At 64.9% G+C, this 18,070-nt stretch carries 16 protein-coding genes; 8 read left to right on the plus strand and 8 right to left on the minus strand.

Features of this window, described 5'->3' with window-relative positions; all coding sequences use genetic code 11:
* Positions 1-89: 89 nt before the first annotated feature.
* The 4 genes from ABIB35_RS11275 to ABIB35_RS11290 form a co-directional block, all read right to left on the minus strand.
* The gene (locus tag ABIB35_RS11275) at positions 90-965 is read right to left on the minus strand and encodes an ABC transporter permease (RefSeq protein ID WP_354181422.1); all 876 of its coding nucleotides are present in this window, start codon (positions 963-965) and stop codon (positions 90-92) included.
* Positions 966-972: 7 nt separating this feature from the next.
* Complete coding sequence (locus ABIB35_RS11280) at positions 973-1,989, minus strand: TIGR03842 family LLM class F420-dependent oxidoreductase (protein WP_354181424.1); 1,017 nt, start codon at positions 1,987-1,989, stop codon at positions 973-975.
* A 28-nt stretch (positions 1,990-2,017) separates the two neighbouring features.
* Positions 2,018-3,439, minus strand: a complete 1,422-nt coding sequence (gene hydA, locus ABIB35_RS11285; protein ID WP_354181426.1) for a dihydropyrimidinase — start codon at positions 3,437-3,439, stop codon at positions 2,018-2,020.
* A gap of 70 nt (positions 3,440-3,509) precedes the next feature.
* On the minus strand, positions 3,510-4,358 hold the full coding sequence (locus tag ABIB35_RS11290) for a nitrilase-related carbon-nitrogen hydrolase (protein WP_354181428.1): 849 nt from the start codon (positions 4,356-4,358) through the stop codon (positions 3,510-3,512).
* Positions 4,359-4,745: 387 nt separating this feature from the next.
* Between ABIB35_RS11290 and ABIB35_RS11295 the strand changes: the two genes are divergently transcribed.
* From ABIB35_RS11295 to ABIB35_RS11305, 3 genes are read left to right on the plus strand one after another with little or no spacing between them, the layout of a single operon-like run.
* Positions 4,746-5,765 carry a putative F420-0 ABC transporter substrate-binding protein gene (locus ABIB35_RS11295; RefSeq protein ID WP_354181430.1) on the plus strand — a complete coding sequence of 340 codons (1,020 nt, stop codon included), beginning with the start codon at positions 4,746-4,748 and terminating at the stop codon, positions 5,763-5,765.
* A complete protein-coding gene (locus ABIB35_RS11300) occupies positions 5,762-6,850 on the plus strand; it encodes a putative F420-0 ABC transporter permease subunit (RefSeq protein WP_502915776.1) in 1,089 nt (362 codons plus the stop codon). Before ABIB35_RS11295 ends, ABIB35_RS11300 begins: the two co-directional genes overlap by 4 nt.
* Positions 6,847-7,707 carry an ABC transporter ATP-binding protein gene (locus tag ABIB35_RS11305; protein ID WP_354181432.1) on the plus strand — a complete coding sequence of 287 codons (861 nt, stop codon included), beginning with the start codon at positions 6,847-6,849 and terminating at the stop codon, positions 7,705-7,707. The genes ABIB35_RS11300 and ABIB35_RS11305 overlap by 4 nt, the downstream gene beginning before the upstream one ends.
* On the opposite strand, the gene ABIB35_RS11310 is transcribed toward ABIB35_RS11305, so the two are convergent.
* The 3 genes from ABIB35_RS11310 to ABIB35_RS11320 all read right to left on the minus strand — a co-directional run bounded on the left by ABIB35_RS11310 (position 7,658) and on the right by ABIB35_RS11320 (position 10,572).
* Positions 7,658-8,509: a coenzyme F420-0:L-glutamate ligase gene (locus tag ABIB35_RS11310; protein ID WP_354181434.1), complete on the minus strand. Its 852-nt coding sequence runs from the start codon at positions 8,507-8,509 to the stop codon at positions 7,658-7,660. The genes ABIB35_RS11305 and ABIB35_RS11310 overlap by 50 nt on opposite strands.
* Positions 8,510-8,512: 3 nt before the next feature.
* Positions 8,513-9,517, minus strand: a complete 1,005-nt coding sequence (locus tag ABIB35_RS11315) for a TIGR03557 family F420-dependent LLM class oxidoreductase (protein ID WP_354181436.1) — start codon at positions 9,515-9,517, stop codon at positions 8,513-8,515.
* 161 nt (positions 9,518-9,678) lie between these two features.
* Entirely contained in the window at positions 9,679-10,572 is an 894-nt protein-coding gene (locus ABIB35_RS11320; protein WP_354181438.1) for a GmrSD restriction endonuclease domain-containing protein, read from the minus strand.
* Between the two features lie 239 nt (positions 10,573-10,811).
* On the opposite strand from ABIB35_RS11320, the gene ABIB35_RS11325 reads away from it, so the two are divergent.
* Positions 10,812-12,812: a S8 family serine peptidase gene (locus ABIB35_RS11325; protein WP_354181440.1), complete on the plus strand. Its 2,001-nt coding sequence runs from the start codon at positions 10,812-10,814 to the stop codon at positions 12,810-12,812.
* Positions 12,813-12,895: 83 nt separating this feature from the next.
* On the plus strand, positions 12,896-13,906 hold the full coding sequence (gene ppk2, locus ABIB35_RS11330) for a polyphosphate kinase 2 (RefSeq protein WP_354181442.1): 1,011 nt from the start codon (positions 12,896-12,898) through the stop codon (positions 13,904-13,906).
* On the opposite strand, the gene ABIB35_RS11335 is transcribed toward ppk2, so the two are convergent.
* Entirely contained in the window at positions 13,903-14,475 is a 573-nt protein-coding gene (locus tag ABIB35_RS11335; protein WP_354181444.1) for an Lrp/AsnC family transcriptional regulator, read from the minus strand. The two genes, ppk2 and ABIB35_RS11335, sit on opposite strands and share 4 nt — an antisense overlap.
* Before the next feature lie 104 nt (positions 14,476-14,579).
* Here ABIB35_RS11335 and ABIB35_RS11340 point away from each other — a divergent pair, with 104 nt between their 5' ends.
* The 3 genes from ABIB35_RS11340 to ABIB35_RS11350 all read left to right on the plus strand — a co-directional run bounded on the left by ABIB35_RS11340 (position 14,580) and on the right by ABIB35_RS11350 (position 18,038).
* Positions 14,580-15,827, plus strand: a complete 1,248-nt coding sequence (locus tag ABIB35_RS11340; RefSeq protein ID WP_354181446.1) for an NAD(P)/FAD-dependent oxidoreductase — start codon at positions 14,580-14,582, stop codon at positions 15,825-15,827.
* A gap of 92 nt (positions 15,828-15,919) precedes the next feature.
* Positions 15,920-17,350 (plus strand): TrkH family potassium uptake protein, encoded by a 1,431-nt coding sequence (locus ABIB35_RS11345; protein ID WP_354181448.1) that lies wholly within the window; start codon positions 15,920-15,922, stop codon positions 17,348-17,350.
* Positions 17,343-18,038 (plus strand): potassium channel family protein, encoded by a 696-nt coding sequence (locus tag ABIB35_RS11350; RefSeq protein ID WP_354181450.1) that lies wholly within the window; start codon positions 17,343-17,345, stop codon positions 18,036-18,038. The genes ABIB35_RS11345 and ABIB35_RS11350 overlap by 8 nt, the downstream gene beginning before the upstream one ends.
* Positions 18,039-18,070 lie beyond the last annotated feature (32 nt).

An 18,070-nucleotide genomic window follows, 5' to 3' on the forward strand; every position in this document is an offset into this window, starting at 1 on the left:
ACCCTGGGCATGGCGACCCCGGCTCAGAAACTTGCTGAGCTGCTGCAACCCGCAGCAGCCTGAACCCCGTGTTGCACTAACCGGTTGACTTAGCCGTGCAGGAACAGTCCCAGGACGGTGGTGGCGGCAACGGCTGCCAGGCCCAGAAGGACGGCTCCGAAGATGGGTGCCCAGGGTTTGCCGGGATCTCCGCCGGCCGCAGCGGCGTATTCCACGATCATCCGGCCGATCCCGCCTTTGAGGCCGATCGATACTTCCGCCACCACGGCACCGATAACGGCGTTGGCCGCGGCCAGGCGCAGAGCGGGCAGCAGAAACGGAATGCTTGCCGGGAGCCGCAGGAACAGGAAGCTGCGCCACCAGCCCACGGCATAGCTGTACATCAGATCCAGATGATTGCCCTGCGGGGAGGAAAATCCGCGCAGGGCACCGATCGCCACCGGGAAGAAAGCCAGATAGGAGGCGATGACCGCCACCGACATCCAGTTTTCCCAGGTGAAGGAGCCAATCTCCAGCTGCGATCCCCAGCGCCGCACCAGCGGTGCAATGGCGATCAGCGGGACGGTCTGACTCAGGATGATCCATGGCAGCAGCGCCGATCCGGCGGACCGGAACCGCTGCATCACCATGGCCAGGCCGGTCCCCACCACCACACCGATCAGCCAGCCCAGCGCCGCAATCCCCAGCGTGAACGCCGCGGCCTGCAGCACGGCGGCCCACAGCGGCACCGCCCCGGCAGCCGAGGTGACCGGTTCGGCCAGCCGCGCAAGCATGGTCCAGATATGCGGCATGGCCAGGTCGGAGGTCCGCGGCAGCAGCGGCATGCCGGCAAGGCTGACACCGCTTTCGGGTCCGGCAAACTTGTACCCTTCCCAGAGCAGCACCGGAGCCAGGACTCCGCCGGCCGCCCAGCCAATCCTGGCCGCCGGCCCCGCCGGCCCCGCCGCCCCAGCCGCCGAGCTCATGCGCTGCTCATGAGGTTGCGCTCACGTGCTTGCGCAGCGCCGGGATGATGCTCTCACCGTAGACGCGCAGGGTTTCCTCCTTGTTGTCATGCTGGAGGTAGCCGGCAAACTGGGTGACCCCCAGAGCCTGGAGCTTTTCCAGCTTTTCCATGTGCTGCTCGGCGGTGCCCATCAGGCAGAACCGGTCCACAATCTCGTCCGGCACAAATGCGGTGTGAGTGTTTCCGGCGCGGCCGTGTTCGTTGTAGTCGTAGCCGTCCCGCCCCGCTATGTAATCGGTCAGCGCCTGCGGCACCGCGGCATCGGCACCATATTTGGACACAATGTCCGCCACATGGTTGCCCACCATCCCGCCGAACCAGCGGCACTGGTCCCGCATGTGCTCCCAGTCATCCCCTATATACATGGGCGCCGCCACGCAGAACTTGATCGCCATCGGATCGCGGCCGGCCGCGGCCGCAGCGGTGCGCACAGTGGCGATCATCCATTCGGCAATGTCCAGATCCGCCAGCTGCAGGATGAACCCGTCCCCCACTTCACCGGTAAGTTTCAGCGCCAGGGGTCCGTAGGCTGCCACCCACATTTCCAGCTCCGAGCCGGTGCTCCACGGAAACTGGATGGTCCGCCCGTTGTATTCCACGGGCCGGGAGTTTGCCAGCTCGCGGATCACGTGGATCGCCTCGCGCAGCGTCTTGAGCGTGGTGGGCGATCCGCCGCTCACCCGCAGTGCGGAGTCACCGCGGCCGATGCCGCACACTGTCCGGTTGCCGTACATCGAGTTCAGCGTGGCGTAGGTGGAGGCGGTCACTGTCCAGTCCCTGGTGGCCGGGTTGGTGACCATGGGCCCCACTTTGATGTTTTGCGTTTCGGCCAGGATCTGGCTGTAAATCACATACGGTTCCTGCCACAGGATGTGCGAGTCGAACGTCCAGACGTAGTCGAACCCATACTCCTCGGCCCTTTTTGCGAGCGCCACTGTACGGGCGGCGGGCGGGTTGCACTGAAGTACTGCACCAAATTCCATGCTGTTCCGCTCCTTGTAAGGTACTGGCCTAAATCAGGTACTGGCTGGGGGCACGGCGGACGTAGCGGCCGTGGCCCTTGGATTCCAGGTATTCGTTGTCATTGATGAGGACCCGCCCGCGGGACAGCACGGTGTCCACGTGCCCGTCAATCTCGTAGCCTTCCCACGCCGAGTAGTCCATGTTCATGTGATGGGTCTTCTCCAGTCCTATGGAGGTGTGGCCGTTGGGGTCATAGATCACGACGTCGGCATCGGCTCCCGGGGCGATCACGCCTTTGGTGCCGTACATGCCAAACATGCGCGCCGGCGTGGTGCTGGTGATTTCCACCCAGCGCTCAAGGCTGATCCTGCCGTCCACCACCCCCTGGTACATCAGGTCCATGCGGTGCTCCACCGAGCCGATGCCGTTGGGGATTTTGGAGAAGTCCCCCTGGCCCAGGTCTTTTTGCCCCTTCATGCAGAACGGGCAGTGGTCGGTGGCCACCATCTGGATATCGTTGGTGCGCAGTGCCTGCCACATGTGGTCCTGATGATGCTCGTGCTTGGAACGCAGCGGTGTGGAACACACCCATTTGGCCCCTTCAAAACCCTCGGCGCCGAGCTGGTCCTCCAGATTCAGGTACAGGTACTGCGGGCAGGTTTCGCCGAACACGTTCTGGCCGTTGTCCCGGGCGGCGGCCAGCTGCTCCACCGCCTGCTTCGCCGAAACGTGGACCACATACAGGGGCGCGTTGGTGAGGTTGGCCAGCATGATGGCCCGGTGCGTGGCTTCCTCCTCCATCTGCCAGGCCCGCGCCACCCCGTGGTAGTAGGGATCGGTTTTGCCCTGGGCCAGCAGTTCGGTGACCATGGCGTCAATGGCGGGGCCGTTTTCGGCGTGCATCATGGTCATCAGGCCGGTTTCGGCTCCCACCCGCATGGCCTTGTAGATCTGCGCGTCATCGCTGTAGAAGACCCCCGGATAGGCCATGAACAGTTTGTAGCTGGATACCCCCTCATCGATGAGCCCGGCCATGGCCTTGAGCGAATCATCGTTGACGTCCCCCACAATCTGATGGAAGCCGTAGTCGACGGCGCATTCCCCGGCGGCCTTCTCATGCCACGCCTCCAGGCCGTCCATCACCCGCTCGCCGTACCGCTGGATCGCGAAGTCCACGATCGTCGTGGTCCCTCCCCAGGCGGCGGCGCGGGTGCCGGTTTCAAAGGTGTCGGAGGCTTCAGTGCCGCCGAACGGCATCTGCATGTGGGTGTGCGCATCAATGCCGCCGGGAACCACATACTTGCCGCGGGCGTCCAGGACCGTATCCACGGAGCCGGCCAGGTCATGGCCGAGCAGGGTGGACCCGGGTGCGAGTACCGCCGCGATCTTCTCCCCGTCAATGAGGACGTCCGCTTCGCTGCGGCCGGTGGAGGTAACAACTGTTCCTCCGGTGATCAGTGTTGTACTCAAAACGACTCCCTTGTCTGACTGCTGTCCTGCTGCGATGTCCAGCCAGGAACGGGCTGGCGGAACTGCCGGTCTACGGGTTGGTGATGGGCGTATAGGCGTCCGGCCGGCGGTCGCGGTAGAACTGCCAGTTGTTGCGGGCGGTGCGCACCAGGTCCATGTCCAGGTCGCGGATCATCAGCTCCTCGTTGTGGCGGCTCCCCAGCTCCCCCACGTAGTTCCCCTGCGGATCAACAACGTAGGAGGTGCCGTAGAAATCAACGGCCTCATCACCGAATTCATTGGTCTCACTGCCCACCCGGTTGGGCACCACCACGTAATAGCCGTTCGCCGCCGCGGCGGTGGGCTGTTCCAGTTCCCAGAGCCGGTTGGAGAGCCCCGGCTTGGAGGCGTTCGGGTTGAACACGAGTTGGGCCCCGTTCAGTCCCAGGACACGCCAGCCTTCGGGGAAGTGGCGGTCGTAGCAGATGGTCACGCCCACGGCGCCTACGGCGGTGTTGAACACCGGCCAGCCCATGTTTCCCGGCCGGAAATAGAACTTCTCCCAGAACTTATCAACATGGGGAATGTGGTTTTTGCGGTATTTGCCCAGATACGTTCCGTCGGCATCTATAACTGCTGCCGTGTTGTAAAGGATTCCGGGCTGCTCCTCTTCATAAATGGGCAGGATGATGACCATGTTGTGTTCGGCGGCAAGTTTCGAGAACCGCTCGGTGAGGGGGCCGGGAACCTTCTGCGCATAGTCGTAGTACTTGTTGTCCTGCACAATTCCGAAGTACGGGCCGTGGAAGAGTTCCTGGAAACAAATGATCTGCGCGCCCTCGGCAGCTGCCTTTCGGACAAACTCCTCATGCTTGGCAACCATGGATTCTTCATCCCCGGTCCACGTTGTCTGGGTCAGGGCTGTGCGGATGATGGTCATTGTGCCTCCTCATTGCGGCTGCAGTGCCGCGGTGCCGATGCGCCCTTTCACGGGCCTTTACCAGTCTTTGTGCCGAACGTTTCCCCAACATTTCCGCGGCGTTAAAGCTGGGGCGTCATTGCCGCGGCGTGGGTTCATCCTTCGCCCTTGTCCGGGAACCCGCAAGGGTTTGCTGCTGCGGCTTTTCCAGGCCGGTGCAGGTATTGGCGGAAGAGTTACCGGCCGGCAGAGGAATGATCCGGAAACAAAGTGATGCTAGCGTTCTGCACAGATCACCGGCTCGAATGGCCGGTAGCGCCGGTCTGGATTTGGACCATAGATCCCTCAGCTGCCCCACCAAAACCACGAGGAACTATGAACCGATCACCTAAACCCTCCCCTTTCCTTATGCCCGGCCTTTCCCTGTTCCTTGCTGCCAGCCTGCTGGCCCTGGCCGGCTGTGCCGCGTCCCCCGGCCCTGCGGCGCAGGCCGAAAGCCCTGCAGCGCAGCCCGATGGCGGGGACGGGACGGCTGCCGCAGCGCCGGGCCCGCCGTCGTCGTACCCGATCTTCGTGTCCAACTGCGGCACCGATGTCACCCTTACCGCCCCGCCCGAACGCATTGTGGCCATTAAATCCACCTCCCTGGAAACAGTTCTGGCCCTGGGACTGGGCAGCAAAGTGGTGGGCACGGCATTCCTGGACGGCCCCGTTCCTCCGTCATTGGCGGCGGCCGCGGAAGGGATTCCGTCCCTGTCCGACGCGGCACCCTCGCAGGAGGTGGTGCTGGAGCGTGAACCCGACTTCATCTACGCCGGCTGGGAATCAAACCTGAGCGCCGACGCCGCCGGCGAGCGGGATGCCCTGGCCTCCCTCGGCATCAGCACCTATGTGTCCCCGGCAGCCTGCCGGGAGGAAGGGGCGCCGGGCAAACTGACCTTCGAGGCCGTTTTTGATGACATCGTCGAGGCCGGTAATCTTCTGGGCGCTCCGGAGGCAGCCGCTGATCTGGTGGCCGAGCAGCGGAAGGTCCTGGCCGGGATTGAGCCTGCCGGAGCCGGCCGGACCGCGTTTTGGTTCTCCTCGGGCCGGGACACTCCGTACGCGGGAGCAGGTTTGGGTGCACCGCAGATGATGATGGAGACGCTGGGCCTGGAGAACATTGCCGGCTCGGTGGAAGATGCCTGGGCTTCGCTGAGCTGGGAAACCGTGGTGGCGGCCAACCCGGACGTGATCGTCCTGGCGGATGCGGACCGGAACACCGCCGAATCCAAGAAGGAGCTGCTGGCGGCCAACCCGGCCACGGCGGGGATGGACGCGGTCATCAACGAGCGCTATCTGGTCCTTCCCTTCGCCGCCGGCGAGGCCGGCGTCCGCAACACCGACGCCGTGGCGGACCTCAACGACCAGCTCGCGAAGCTGCAGTGACCACCGTCCGCCTGGCCCGCGGGGAAGCCGCCGCCCTCACCCCGGAGCCAGCGGAGCCGGCTCCCCCGCGGGGCAGACGCCGCTTCCGCACGGGCACGGCGACGGCGGTGCTGGCCGCGTCGCTGGTGCTATCCATCGCCGCCGCCGCGACCGTGGGCCCGGCGGACATTGGCGTGGCGGACGCTTTCCGTTCCATCCTCTCCCACCTTGGGCTTGGCACCAGCCCGCTGTCCGCCCTGCAGGACGGCATTATCTGGGAACTGCGGCTGCCCCGGGTCCTGACCGCGGCGGCAGTGGGCGCCGGCCTGGCAGTGAGCGGCGCGGTCATGCAGGCGCTGACCCGCAACGCGCTGGCCGATCCGTACCTGCTGGGCCTGTCCTCCGGCGCTTCACTGGGGGCGGTCTGCGTAGTCCTGCTGGGCGCCCAGCTGCTGCTGCCGCTGGCGGCGTTCATCGGCGCCCTGGCCGCGCTGGCCGCAACCCTGCTGCTGGCTCGACTGGCGGGCGGACTGACACCGTCCCGCACCGTCCTGGCCGGAGTGGCGGTCTCCTCCCTGGGCAGCGCCCTGACCAGTTTGGTGATCTTCTGGACCGCCACCGGCGATTCCTACCGGAATATTCTGGGCTGGCTGCTGGGTTCACTGAGCGGCACCCAGTGGTCCAGTGTGGGCATAGCCACCGGCGCCCTGCTGCTGGTGGGCCTGCCGCTGCTGGGCACCGCCCGCATCCTGGACGGGTTTGCCTTCGGCGACGACGCCGCCTCGGCCCTGGGCATCAACGTTGGAGCCGTGCGGTGGAGCATGCTCGCCGCGACGGCCCTGCTGACCGGCGCCATGGTTTCGGTCAGCGGATCGATCGGCTTCATTGGCCTGGTGTTCCCCCATGTGGTCCGGCTCATTGCCGGTCCGGGTCACCGCGCTCTGCTGCCGCTGTCCGCGCTGCTCGGCGCGGTGTTCCTGATCTGGGCGGATACGGCGGCCCGTGCCGCCTTTGAACCCCGTGAGCTGCCGGTGGGCGTGGTGACAGCCGTGATTGGCGCACCGGTGTTCGCGTACGTGCTGGCCCGGCGGAAGGGCGGGGCATGAGCATCGGGCAGGCAGCCAAGCCGGACGTGAAGGCCCTGCGCGCCGCTGATCTGGCGGTCCGGCTCGGCGGGAGGCTGGTGGTGGACGGGGTGGACTGTACGGTGCCGGCCGGTACCCTTTCGGCTCTGGTGGGGCCCAACGGTGCCGGCAAGTCCACGCTGCTGCGGGCGCTGGCCGGCGTAGTGCCCGTGCGCGCAGGCAGCGTGCTGTGGGAGGGCCGGGATCTGCTGCGCCGGCCGCGCCGGGAGCGCGCCCGGATTGCGGCCCTGGCCGAGCAGGAGTCCGGCACCGACTCACCCCTGACCGTGCGCGACGTCGTGTCGCTGGGCACCATGCCGCACCGGTCCATGCTGGGTTTTGGCACCAGCGGGGACGACGCCGAGGTGCTGGCCTCGCTGCAGACCGCCGGTGTGCCGGAGCTGGCTGAGCGCATGTTTAACGAACTTTCGGGCGGCCAGCGGCAGCGGGTCCAGCTGGCCCGGGCGCTGGCCCAGCGGCCGCAGCTGCTGCTGCTGGACGAACCCACCAACCACCTTGATCCGCATGCCCAGCTGACCACGCTGCATCTGCTGCGGGAACTCGCCGGCCGCGGGATCGCCGTCGTCGCCGCCCTGCACGACCTCACCCATGCGGCCGCTCACTGCGACCATGTCATTGTTCTTTCCGGCGGCGCGGTGGTGGCCGCCGGGGATCCGCGGACCGTGCTGACCGCCGACCTGATCCGGGAGGTCTACGGTGTGCAGGCCCACGTGCTGGTACATCCGGGGACGGGACGGCCGCTGATCGCCCTGTCCCTGCCGCCGACTTCTAGTTCTGCCCGTCCGCTGCCGGTGCCGTCCCGTTCGCGCCGGCAGTGAACCAGCCCGGCAGCGGCAGCCCGGCGTCATGGCAGGCCGCCGCGTAGCCTTCCCGCCAGGCCTCGGCGCTGCCCAGCCGGAACATGTCCCGGGCCGCAGGCCTCACCAGCGCCCGGGCGCCCCGGTCAGCACTGAAAAACCCTTCGGGATGCACCAAATCCGGCAGCCCCCTCAGCACCGCCACGGGGCACTGGCTGGTTTTGCCCTTGACCAGATCCGCAGCCGCGGCAATCTCGTCCGCAACAGCAGTCATGGTGGCTTTCATCTCCTGGCCAAAGGCGTCAGCTGTTCCCCGCAGATCCAGCATGACGTCCATCCCGGCGGCCCCAATGGCGGCGTCGGTCTGCCCCTCCCGCCAGGCGCGGCCCAGGGTGTCGGTAATAAGGACCCCGACGTCGAACCCCAGTTCCCGCCGCAGCCCGGCGCACAGTGCCCGGGCCGAGGCGTCGGGATCAACGGGAAGCAGCAGGACCGTTCCGGCGGGCGTGTTGCTGTTGTCCACCCCTGCCGCGGCGGACACGATGCCCAGCTTGTTCTCCACGATCCGGGTCACGCCTCCGGGATGGACCTTGCTGGCCACCACCCGGACCGTTTCATCGGTAATCGCCTGTTCCCGGTCCTCCGCCGCTACTTGGCGGCCTTCGGCCTTGGAGACAATCTTGGAGGTGACGGCCAAAATGTCTCCGGGCCGCAGGGCCGTCTCCGGAGCTGAGCCCGCGGCCGCCAGGATAACGGCAGCCAGGTCCGCGCCCGGGGTGATTTCCCCAATGCCCGGCACGGCAAAAAGTGTGATGCTGCGCATCGGTCAGCGCTGCAGGGCCGGAAGGACGCTGCGGCTAAAGACATCGATCCACTGGCGCTGGTTTCGTCCCACGTTGTGCAGGTAGATGCGGTCAAAGCCCAGATCCACGAATTTCTGAATGTACGCGCGGTGCAGGTCCGGATCGCTGGAAATAACCAGGCGCCCTTCAAAGTCCTCCGGCCGGACCAGCTTGGCCATCTGCTCCAGCTCGAACGGGGACCGGATGTCCCCCTTGGGGAACTTCATGCCGCCGTTGGGCCATTCCACCATGGCGTTGGTGAGGGCTTCTTCGTCCGTCTCGGCCCAGCTCATATGCAGCTGCAGGACCTTGGGCATGGTGTCCGGATCCTTGCCGGCTTCGCGGGCTCCGGCGTCGAACCGCTCAAAGAGCATTCCGATCTTCTCCAACGGAGCGCCCACTGTAATGAGCCCGTCGGCATGGCGGCCGGCCCGCTTGGCTGTCACCGGCCCGGCCGTGGCCACCAGGATCTCCGGGGCGGTCTCCGGCATGGTCCACAGGCGGGTGGACTCCATCTTGTAAAACTCGCCCTTGTGCCGGACGTCCTTGCCGGCCAGCGAGTTCGTGAAGAGCTTGGTGATGATGTCGATCGCTTCGAACATGCGGTTGATGCGCTCCGGCGCCTCCGGCCAGTACTGTCCGGTGATGTGCTCGTTCAGCGCCTCTCCGGACCCCAGTCCCAGCCAGTGCCGGCCCGGATACATGGCAGCCAGAGTGGCCGAGGCCTGCGCCACCATGGCCGGATGCCATCTGAAGGTTGGGGCCGTCACACCCGGGCCAATGTCGCCCCTGGTGCGCTCTCCTAAAGCAGAGAGAACATTCCAGACAAAGGCGGACTGTCCCTGCGCCGGAACCCAGGGTTGGAAATGATCTGCGGCCATGACGCCGGAAAAGCCCTTACTTTCGGCATATTCCGCCAGCGCCACGGCCTCCGTGGGATGGAACTGCTCCAGCATTGCCGCGTAACCGATGGTGAGGGAAGAGTTCATATTCCGATCCTGACAGCCAGACATTTCGAAAAGGAGAACGATTGTTTCCAATGTAATAAGGCACCACATTCCGGCCCTGACCGGAACCTGCTGCCCATCCTAACGGCCGCGCCCGGGGCGCACTCCGTTAGAAGCTGTCCTTAACCTCCGATGACGCCCGGCTAGGAGGTGCAGCCCACACCGTCGCCGTCGCCGTCGAACTTGGGATCCCAGCCCGCCTCGCCGGGACGGATGGGCGCGGCGCCGGCAGCCTTGACGGCCGCGCAGTTGGCATAGACCGGCGCTTTTCCGGCCTCGGCGGGAGGCACAACCTCCACCGCTCCAGCGCCGGCGCCGGCCGTATCAGCAACGGGCTGGTCCGGGCAGGACGAAAGGACCCCGGCGATCGCGTCGTGCTCAGCCTGGGTTACCCACAGCTCATACTCGGCCTTGACCGCAACCTGGCGCGCCACATAATCACAGCGGAAGGCCTTGTTGGACGGCAGCCAGGTGGCGGCGTCGGAGTCCGACTTCGCACCGTTGGCCGGGCCGTCCGCCGCCATCAGGTTCAACGGATCATTGGCGAGCTGGCGGCGTTCCTCGGCGGAGAGCTGCTGGGCGCCCTTCTGCCAGGCATCGGACAGCGCCACGATGTGGTCTATCTGGACGGCTGTGCTCGTGTCATTGCCGCGTACAAAGCTGATGGTTGTGCCCGTGTAGGGGTCGGCGAAGGTGCCGGAGGCCACCACGCATTCCTTGGTTCCGTCCTTATAAACGACGGCGGTGAGGTCCCGGGCCAGGATGTCGTTGCGGGTATCGCACCCGTTGCGGTCCACGTCCGCCCAGGAGGGCCCAAACTGATCCCGGTTATAACCGGTCTTCGGTGCACGGCCCTTCACCGGGAGCGTCTCCAGCTGCTCCAGCGCCGAGCCTGCCACTGCCTCCTGGACCGGCGACGGGCCGGTTCCCGTTCCTGGGGCCGCATTTCCCTCCGTCAACGGAGTGCAGGCGGCGGATCCGAACAAAAGAGCGGGCAGAGCGGCAAGGGACAGAACTTTGGTGCGTAGAGAAGTCATCGGTATTCATTATGAATGAAGAAAGGTCTGCAGCTTTCGATTCCGCGCCGCCGCCGCTTCTCTTAGCACAGTGGACTGTTGATTTCTGCCGGAGAAACACTCCGGTAGGCGCTACCGGGGCGACGGGATAGAGTCAGCATTCGCGGCAGACGCCGCATTCCAGGCGTGCATGAGGCCAGGATCGTCTTTCCCCGGCGGAGCCCTTGCCCGTCCGGAACCCCGTTTGAACAGGAACACCCTTGGCGAAGATCCTCTGTCCCCGCGTCCTGGTCCGTGCCGTGGCCGGGGCAGCTGTTCTCCTGCTCACCGGCGGCACGCTGGTGGCAGGACCGGCAGTGGCAGTCAGCCAGGTAGAGCAAACGCCGGCACCGGACGCCGCTCCGGAAACCGGGACCAACCGTTTCATTGTGAAGTTCACCAACAGGTCTTCGCTTTCCGGCCACGACCGGGCGCAGTCCTATGTTCAGGCCGCCGAGCCGCTGGAGACCTCGGTGACCGAGCTTCACCAGACCGCCGCGGGAGCAACCGTCATCGAAGTGGACCGCGAGCTCAGCACGGAAGAAACTGCCGCCGTCGTCGGCACCCTGGCAGCCAACCCCAACATCGAGTCCGTGGAGCCGGATATCCTGCTGCATCCGGCGGCAGTGACCCCCAATGACCCCCGCTATCCGCAGCAGTGGAATCTACAGGCTGCGGGAGGCGGAGCCAATGTGGCGGCCGCGTGGAACGTCTCCACCGGCGAGCGCCAGGTGGTGGCCGTCGTGGATACGGGCATCACCGCGCACACCGAGCTTCGGTCCAAGCTCCTCCCGGGTTACGACGTGATTACTGATCCGGCAGTTGCCGGTGACGGCAACGGGCGCGACGCCGATCCGCGCGATGAGGGCGACTGGTACCCGGCCGGTGCGTGCGGCAGAACCGTGGGCGCCCCGTCTACCTGGCATGGCACCCATGTTTCAGGCATCATCGCCGCGACGGCCAACAACCGAGTGGGCATCAGCGGTGTTGCCCCCGGAGCCCTGATTCTTCCCGTCCGGGCGCTTGGCACCTGCGGCGGATACATGTCCGATATTTCAGACGGCATCATCTGGGCCGCCGGCGGACAGCTGCCCGGCGCTCCGTCCAATCCCACGCCTGCCCGTGTCATTAACCTGAGCCTTGGCGGAGTGAGCACCTGCTCCGGCGCCATGCAGGAGGCGATCGACTTCGCGGTGGGCCGCGGAGCCGTTGTTGTGGCGGCGGCAGGCAATGACGGCATCGCCGCTGACCGGAGCCAGCCGGCCAACTGCCGGGACGTCGTCGTGGTGGGTGCAACAGATGCGAACGGCTCCCGCGCGGTCTACTCAAACTATGGTCCGTTGGTGGATGTCATGGCCCCCGGCGGCAACACTTTCACTGACCCTGCCGGGGGGATCCTCTCAACCGTGAACACCGGCACATCGGTGCCGGCGGCCGAGGGCTACGAGTTCTATCAGGGAACCTCCATGGCGGCGCCGCATGTGGCCGGAACAGCCGCGCTCCTGTTGGCGGCGGACCCGGGGCTGAAGCCCGCGCAGGTGGAGGCGGCCCTGAAGGAAACGGCCCGCACCCTTCCCGGAACCTGCTTCCCGCACTGCGGTCCGGAGCTGCTGGACGCCGCCGCTGCTGTAGCCTCCGTGGCCTCCCCCTTCGCCGATGTGCCACACAGCATGCTGTTCTCCGATGAAATGGGCTGGATGGCCGCCGCGGGCATCTCCACCGGCTGGACCGAGGCCAACGGAAGCAGGACCTACCGCCCGCTGGACTCCGTGAACCGAGACGCGATGGCAGCCTTTATGTATCGTTTGGCCGGCAGCCCGAAATTTACTGCGCCGAAGAAATCTCCGTTCGCTGACGTTTCGACCAGCAACCAGTTCTACCGGGAGATCGCCTGGCTGGCAGCGGAAGAGATTTCCACCGGCTGGCTGGAAAGCAACGGCACCAAGACATACCGGCCGCGTCAATCGGTAAACCGTGACGCCATGGCTGCCTTTATGTACCGGTATGCCGATTCGCCCGACTTCACGCCTCCCGGAAAAGCTCCCTTCAGGGACGTCGCGAAAAACAACCAGTTCTACAAAGAGATTTCCTGGTTGGCGTCCACCGGGATCTCCACCGGGTGGACCGAGCCCAACGGCACCAGCACGTACCGTCCCTTGACCGCCGTGAAGCGTGACGCGATGGCGGCGTTCATGAAACGTTTCGATACTCAGTTCAACTGATAATCCGGCTGCGCTAGCCCTTCCCTGACCTGCTGTGGCGACGTAGATTCGGTTATCACCGTCCGCGCGTGCAGGAGATGCCCATGGCTACGAACAAGACCACCGTCAAGGATGAGGATAAGAAACTGGCAGGAGGCCAGGCTTCCGGAGACCTCAGGCCACCCGAGCGGGAGAAGCAGATTTCCCTGACGCAGGACTACGCCGACGAGCTCGATGAGTTGCGCGATCTCAAAGTCAAGAGCAAGAAAATCACGGCCGTCGCCGACGACGAAGCCTGGCGGTACAACTACCCGTACGACAAGAAGCTCAGCCGGCGCAGCTATGACAAGCAGAAACGGGCCCTGCAGATTGAACTTCTGAAAATGCAGCTGTGGGTTAAGGAAACCGGCCAAAAGATGCTCCTCATTTTTGAGGGCCGTGATGCGGCGGGTAAAGGCGGAGCGATCAAGCGCTTCAACGAGCATATGAATCCCCGTGGCGCCCGAATTGTGGCGCTGGAAAAGCCCACAGACAGCGAGCGCACCCAATGGTATTTCCAGCGCTACGTTGCCAGGCTTCCCAGCGGCGGTGAAATCGTCATGATGGACCGGTCCTGGTACAACCGGGCCGGTGTGGAACGCGTCATGGGATACTGCACCCCTGCCCAGTACCTGGAGTTCATGCGCGAAGTGCCTGAACTGGAGCGCATGCTCGTGAACTCGGGCGTACTGCTCAACAAGCTGTGGTTTTCCGTGGGGCGGGCGGAACAGGTGGCCCGGTTCGCCGCCCGTGAAACAGACCCCGTGAAACAGTGGAAGCTCTCCCCCACGGACCTCGCCAGCCTGGACAAGTGGGACGACTACACCGAGGCCAAGGAAGCCATGTTCTTCTACACGGATACCGGCGACGCCCCGTGGACCGTGGTGAAGTCCAATGACAAGAAGCGGGCCAGGCTGGAAGCCATGCGGTTTGTGCTGCACAGCGTCGACTATCCCAATAAGGACATCTCGGTTGCCCATGCCCCTGATCCGTTGATTGTTGGGCCTGCATCCAGCCACTTTGAAGAGGGCGAGGAGCCCAGCGGACGTTTCCCTGTGGTGAAGCCAAAGAGCTAACCGGCAGAGATGCTCCGTTCCACCGAGACGTATTCAAAGATGACGCTGGTGTTGGTTCCGGCCACCTCCGGATGAACGCTGAGGTTGTGCGCCACCAGGTCCCGCAGCGCCTCCGAATTTGCCAGCGCCACGTGGATGAGAAAATCCCGGTCCCCCGTGACGAAAAAAATGCTCTCCACCCCCGGCAGCTGCGCCAAATACTGTTTGAAGGTGGCCAGGTTTGAACGCGCGTGGGCGTGGAGCCGAATGGCGATCAGCGCCTGGAGCCCGCGCCCGACGGCGGCCGGATCAATTGCTGCGTGAAAGCCCCGGATAACGCCGCGCTCCTGCAGTGATTTGATCCTTCCGTGGCAGGTGGACGGTGCTATGCCGACGGCGGAGGCCACGGCGTTGTTGGCCATCCTGGCGTCGGCCTGCAGCAGCGCCACAATGGACAGGTCAATGGCATCCAGCCCTGTCACCGGGGCTGGAAGGACGGAAGCCTGCAGCGCGGGTGCAGCACTACCGGCGGGCCGCTGTTTCTTCGATCCGGCAATCCGGGAAGCCTTCATTTTTGAACCTTTAGCCATGATCGGCAGTCTAAACAGAATTCTTGTCGATTTCGTTGCTTTCGGGGTAACTGATCTTCAGGATGGCACCAAGTGCTCAGTCCCCGCTTTTGAGGAGTTCCCGTATGTATCCCCGTGCCGCCGCTCCCCGCAGTGCCGTCGTCGTCGGAGCCGGAATGGTGGGGCTCGCCACCGCCTGGCATCTTCAGGAACGCGGCCTCGACGTCACCGTTTTGGATCGTTCAGGCGTGGCCGCCGGAGCGTCCTGGGGCAATGCCGGCTGGTTGACCCCCGGCATGGCCATGCCGCTCTCTGATCCCTCGCTTTGGTCCTACGGTGCCAAGGCCCTGCTGGACCCGAGCGCGCCCCTGCACATTCCGGCACGGCTGGACCCGCAGCTGTGGAGCTTCCTGGCGCGCTTTGCCGCCCATGCCACGCCGCGTGCCTGGTCCAAAGCCATGGCCGCACTGACCCCGATCGATCAGATGGCCCTGGAGTCCTTTGATGAGCTGACCTCCGCGGGGGTCCGGTCCGAGACCAGGAAAGGACCCTTCATTATCGGCTTCGAGTCGGCGCCCCAGAGCCTGCCCTTCACCCGCGAAATTGCGCATGTGGAGGCGGCGGGACAAGCCGTTCCGCTGACATTGCTGGAAGACGCGCAGGCGAAGGTCCCGCAGCTGTCGGACAACGTTTCAACCGTCTATTCAATGGGCGGCCAGCGGTTTATCGAGCCCGGACCGTTCGTTCAGGCTCTGGCGGACTCCGTGCGGGCCCGCGGCGGCAGCATCGTCACCGGTGCCGAGGTCCGATCGCTGCGGCATGGTCCGGCGGGAATCTCCGTGGAGACCTACGCGGCGGCTCCCGTGACCGCCGACGTCGTTGTGCTGGCTACCGGAGCCTGGCTGCCCCGGCTGGCCAAACCCTTGGGCGTGCGGACCTCGGTACAGGCGGGACGCGGATATTCCTTCAGCGTGGCCACTGACGATCCGGCCGAGTTTCCCATCTATTTCCCTGCCCGTCGGGTGGCGTGCACCCCGTATCAGGGGCGGCTCCGGATCGCCGGAACCATGGAGTTCCGCGGTCCGGATGAACCCCTTCAGACCGGCCGGATCGAGGCCATTCTGGCCTCTGTGCGTCCGCTGTTCACCCGCATGGATTTGGCGGACCTGCAGGACATTTGGGTGGGTGCGCGGCCCGTGACCCCGGACGGGCTGCCCGTTATCGGTGCAACCCGTTCCCCTGGCGTGTTCGTAGCCGGCGGCCACGGGATGTGGGGCATTGTGCTGGGCCCTGCCACCGGGAAACTGCTGGCGCAGCAGATCGTCAGCGGTGAGGTCCCCGACCAGATTCGTCCGTTTAACCCGCTGCGCTAGCTGAGCCCGCGCAGCGCTCCACATGTGCCGACATTTCACCGGCACGCTCCCTGTGCGAGGGTCCGCTGTTTTCCGGTGATAACGTGACGGCCATGCACTTTGTTCGCGCTGCCAAGAGCGGCTTGGCCTCCCTCGCGAACACCACTTCAGCAGCCGCCGGAAGAACCCCGGTGATTCTGTCCACAGCCCGTCGCGCGTTTGCACCCCGACATCCCGCCCAAGTCATAGTGTTGGGGTTCGCCGGAGCTGTTGCCGTTGGGACCAGCCTGCTGATGCTCCCGATGGCCAAGGCCGGAGACGGCGGCGCAACTTTTCTCGAGGCGCTGTTCACTGCTACCTCAGCTATCTGCGTCACTGGCCTGATCACCGTGGACACGCCCGTCTTCTGGACTGGCTTCGGCCAGCTGGTCATCCTGGCGCTCATCCAGATTGGCGGCTTCGGCGTGATGTCCTTCGGTACACTGCTTGGCGTCCTGACCGCACGCCGGCTGGGTCTGAAGTCCCGCATATCCGCTGCCGCGGAGACCAAAAGCAGCGGCTTCGGCGACGTCCGGCGTGTGGTGGTTGGAGTTCTCCTCATCAGCGTGCTTGTGGAAGCAGTGCTGGCCTTGATTCTCACGCTCCGCTTTGCGGCGGAATACGGCTACGGGCTGGGAAGAGCTCTCTGGCATGGCATTTTCCACTCCATCTCCTCCTTTAACAACGCCGGCTTTGCCCTGTACTCGGATAATCTGATGGGGTTCGTCGGAGACCCCTGGATCTGCCTGCCGATCGCTGCCGCCGTGATAATCGGCGGACTCGGATTTCCGGTCCTTTTTGAGCTGGGCCGGCAATACCGACGTCCCATCCACTGGAGTATGAACACCAAACTCGTCCTAGTCGGCTCGGGCATCCTCCTGGCGGGCGGAACCATGTTCCTCACCGCCGTCGAGTGGACCAACCCGGCCACTTTGGGCGGCCTGCCTCCGGCTGAGCGTATGCTGGCCGGCTTTTTCCAGTCCGTCATTACCCGCACCGCAGGGTTTAACAGTATTGACATCACCCAGATGAACCCGGTGTCGTGGCTGGGCATGGACATCATGATGTTCATTGGCGGCGGCCCGGCTGGTACAGCCGGCGGCCTGAAGATCACCACGTTTGCCGTCCTGTTCTTCATCCTGAAGACCGAACTGCAAGGCGGAACGGCGGTGAATATCTTCGGCAAGCGGCTCTCCCGCGGAGTGCACCGGCAGGCCATTACCGTGGTGCTGCTGGCGATCGCCCTTGTCACCGGGGCCACGATGTTCCTGATGATGATCACCGATTTTGGGCAGGAACGGCTCCTGTTCGAGGTTGTTTCGGCCTTCGCCACAGTCGGATTGTCCGCCGGAATCACCGCTGCACTCCCTCCGGCCGGACAGCTCGTGCTGATCCTGCTCATGTTCGTTGGGAGGCTGGGGCCCGTCACGCTGGGGGCGGCCCTGGCCCTGCGCGAACGCCCTATGCTGTACGAATTCCCCAAGGAAAGGCCCCTCATTGGCTAGGAACATCTTCTCGTCCCGCTCCGATGCCGCAGCTGATAAGGCATCCTCGGTGGTAGTCATCGGCCTCGGCCGCTTCGGCGGATCGCTAGCCCTGGAACTGGAGGCGCAGGGAACTGAGGTGCTTGGCATCGATGCCAGCGAAGAGGTTGTCCAGTCCTATAACGGGCGCCTCACCCACGTGGTGCGGGCCGACTCCACCAAGGAAGAGGTTCTGCGCCAGCTTTCGGTCCATGAATTCGACCGTGCCGTGGTGGGCATCGGCTCGGACCTCGAAGCCAGCATCCTCACCACCTCCCGGATCCTGAAGTTCCAGCGTCCTCAGATCTGGGCGAAAGCCATCAGCGAACCCCACGCTGAGATCCTGGGCCAGCTCGGTGTGGAGCACGTGATCCGGCCGGAGCATGACATGGGCCGGCGTGTGGCGCACTTGGTCCTGGGCTCGATTCTTGATTACGTGGAATTCGAGGATGACTTTGTCATGATCCGCACCAGCCCGTCATCGGCCGTCAGTGACCGGCCGTTGGGCGTGCTCGGGATCCGGGACAAGTACGGCGTCACCGTTGTCGCCGTGAAACGGCCCGGGGGCACATGGGGCCACACCACGGCGCAAACGGTGTTGTACAGTGATGACCAGATCATTGTTCAGGGCCGCAAATCCCAGGCGGAAAAGTTCAGCGTTCTCCCCTGATGACCGCCATACGTGACGTGTGAAAGCGAGAC

It is taken from the genome of Arthrobacter sp. UYP6 (assembly GCF_040547315.1).
Taxonomy (GTDB): domain Bacteria; phylum Actinomycetota; class Actinomycetes; order Actinomycetales; family Micrococcaceae; genus Arthrobacter_B.

Coding starts and splice junctions, on each gene's coding strand:
- ABIB35_RS11310 (WP_354181434.1), bottom strand. CDS start 8,509: ATGCGCAGCATCACACTTTTTGCCGTGCCGGGCATTGGGGAAATCACC.
- ABIB35_RS11295 (WP_354181430.1), top strand. CDS start 4,746: ATGCCCGGCCTTTCCCTGTTCCTTGCTGCCAGCCTGCTGGCCCTGGCC.
- ABIB35_RS11340 (WP_354181446.1), top strand. CDS start 14,580: ATGTATCCCCGTGCCGCCGCTCCCCGCAGTGCCGTCGTCGTCGGAGCC.
- ppk2 (WP_354181442.1), top strand. CDS start 12,896: ATGGCTACGAACAAGACCACCGTCAAGGATGAGGATAAGAAACTGGCA.
- ABIB35_RS11280 (WP_354181424.1), bottom strand. CDS start 1,989: ATGGAATTTGGTGCAGTACTTCAGTGCAACCCGCCCGCCGCCCGTACA.
- ABIB35_RS11275 (WP_354181422.1), bottom strand. CDS start 965: ATGAGCTCGGCGGCTGGGGCGGCGGGGCCGGCGGGGCCGGCGGCCAGG.
- ABIB35_RS11335 (WP_354181444.1), bottom strand. CDS start 14,475: ATGGCTAAAGGTTCAAAAATGAAGGCTTCCCGGATTGCCGGATCGAAG.
- ABIB35_RS11320 (WP_354181438.1), bottom strand. CDS start 10,572: ATGACTTCTCTACGCACCAAAGTTCTGTCCCTTGCCGCTCTGCCCGCT.
- ABIB35_RS11290 (WP_354181428.1), bottom strand. CDS start 4,358: ATGACCATCATCCGCACAGCCCTGACCCAGACAACGTGGACCGGGGAT.
- ABIB35_RS11305 (WP_354181432.1), top strand. CDS start 6,847: ATGAGCATCGGGCAGGCAGCCAAGCCGGACGTGAAGGCCCTGCGCGCC.
- ABIB35_RS11345 (WP_354181448.1), top strand. CDS start 15,920: ATGCACTTTGTTCGCGCTGCCAAGAGCGGCTTGGCCTCCCTCGCGAAC.
- ABIB35_RS11315 (WP_354181436.1), bottom strand. CDS start 9,517: ATGAACTCTTCCCTCACCATCGGTTACGCGGCAATGCTGGAGCAGTTC.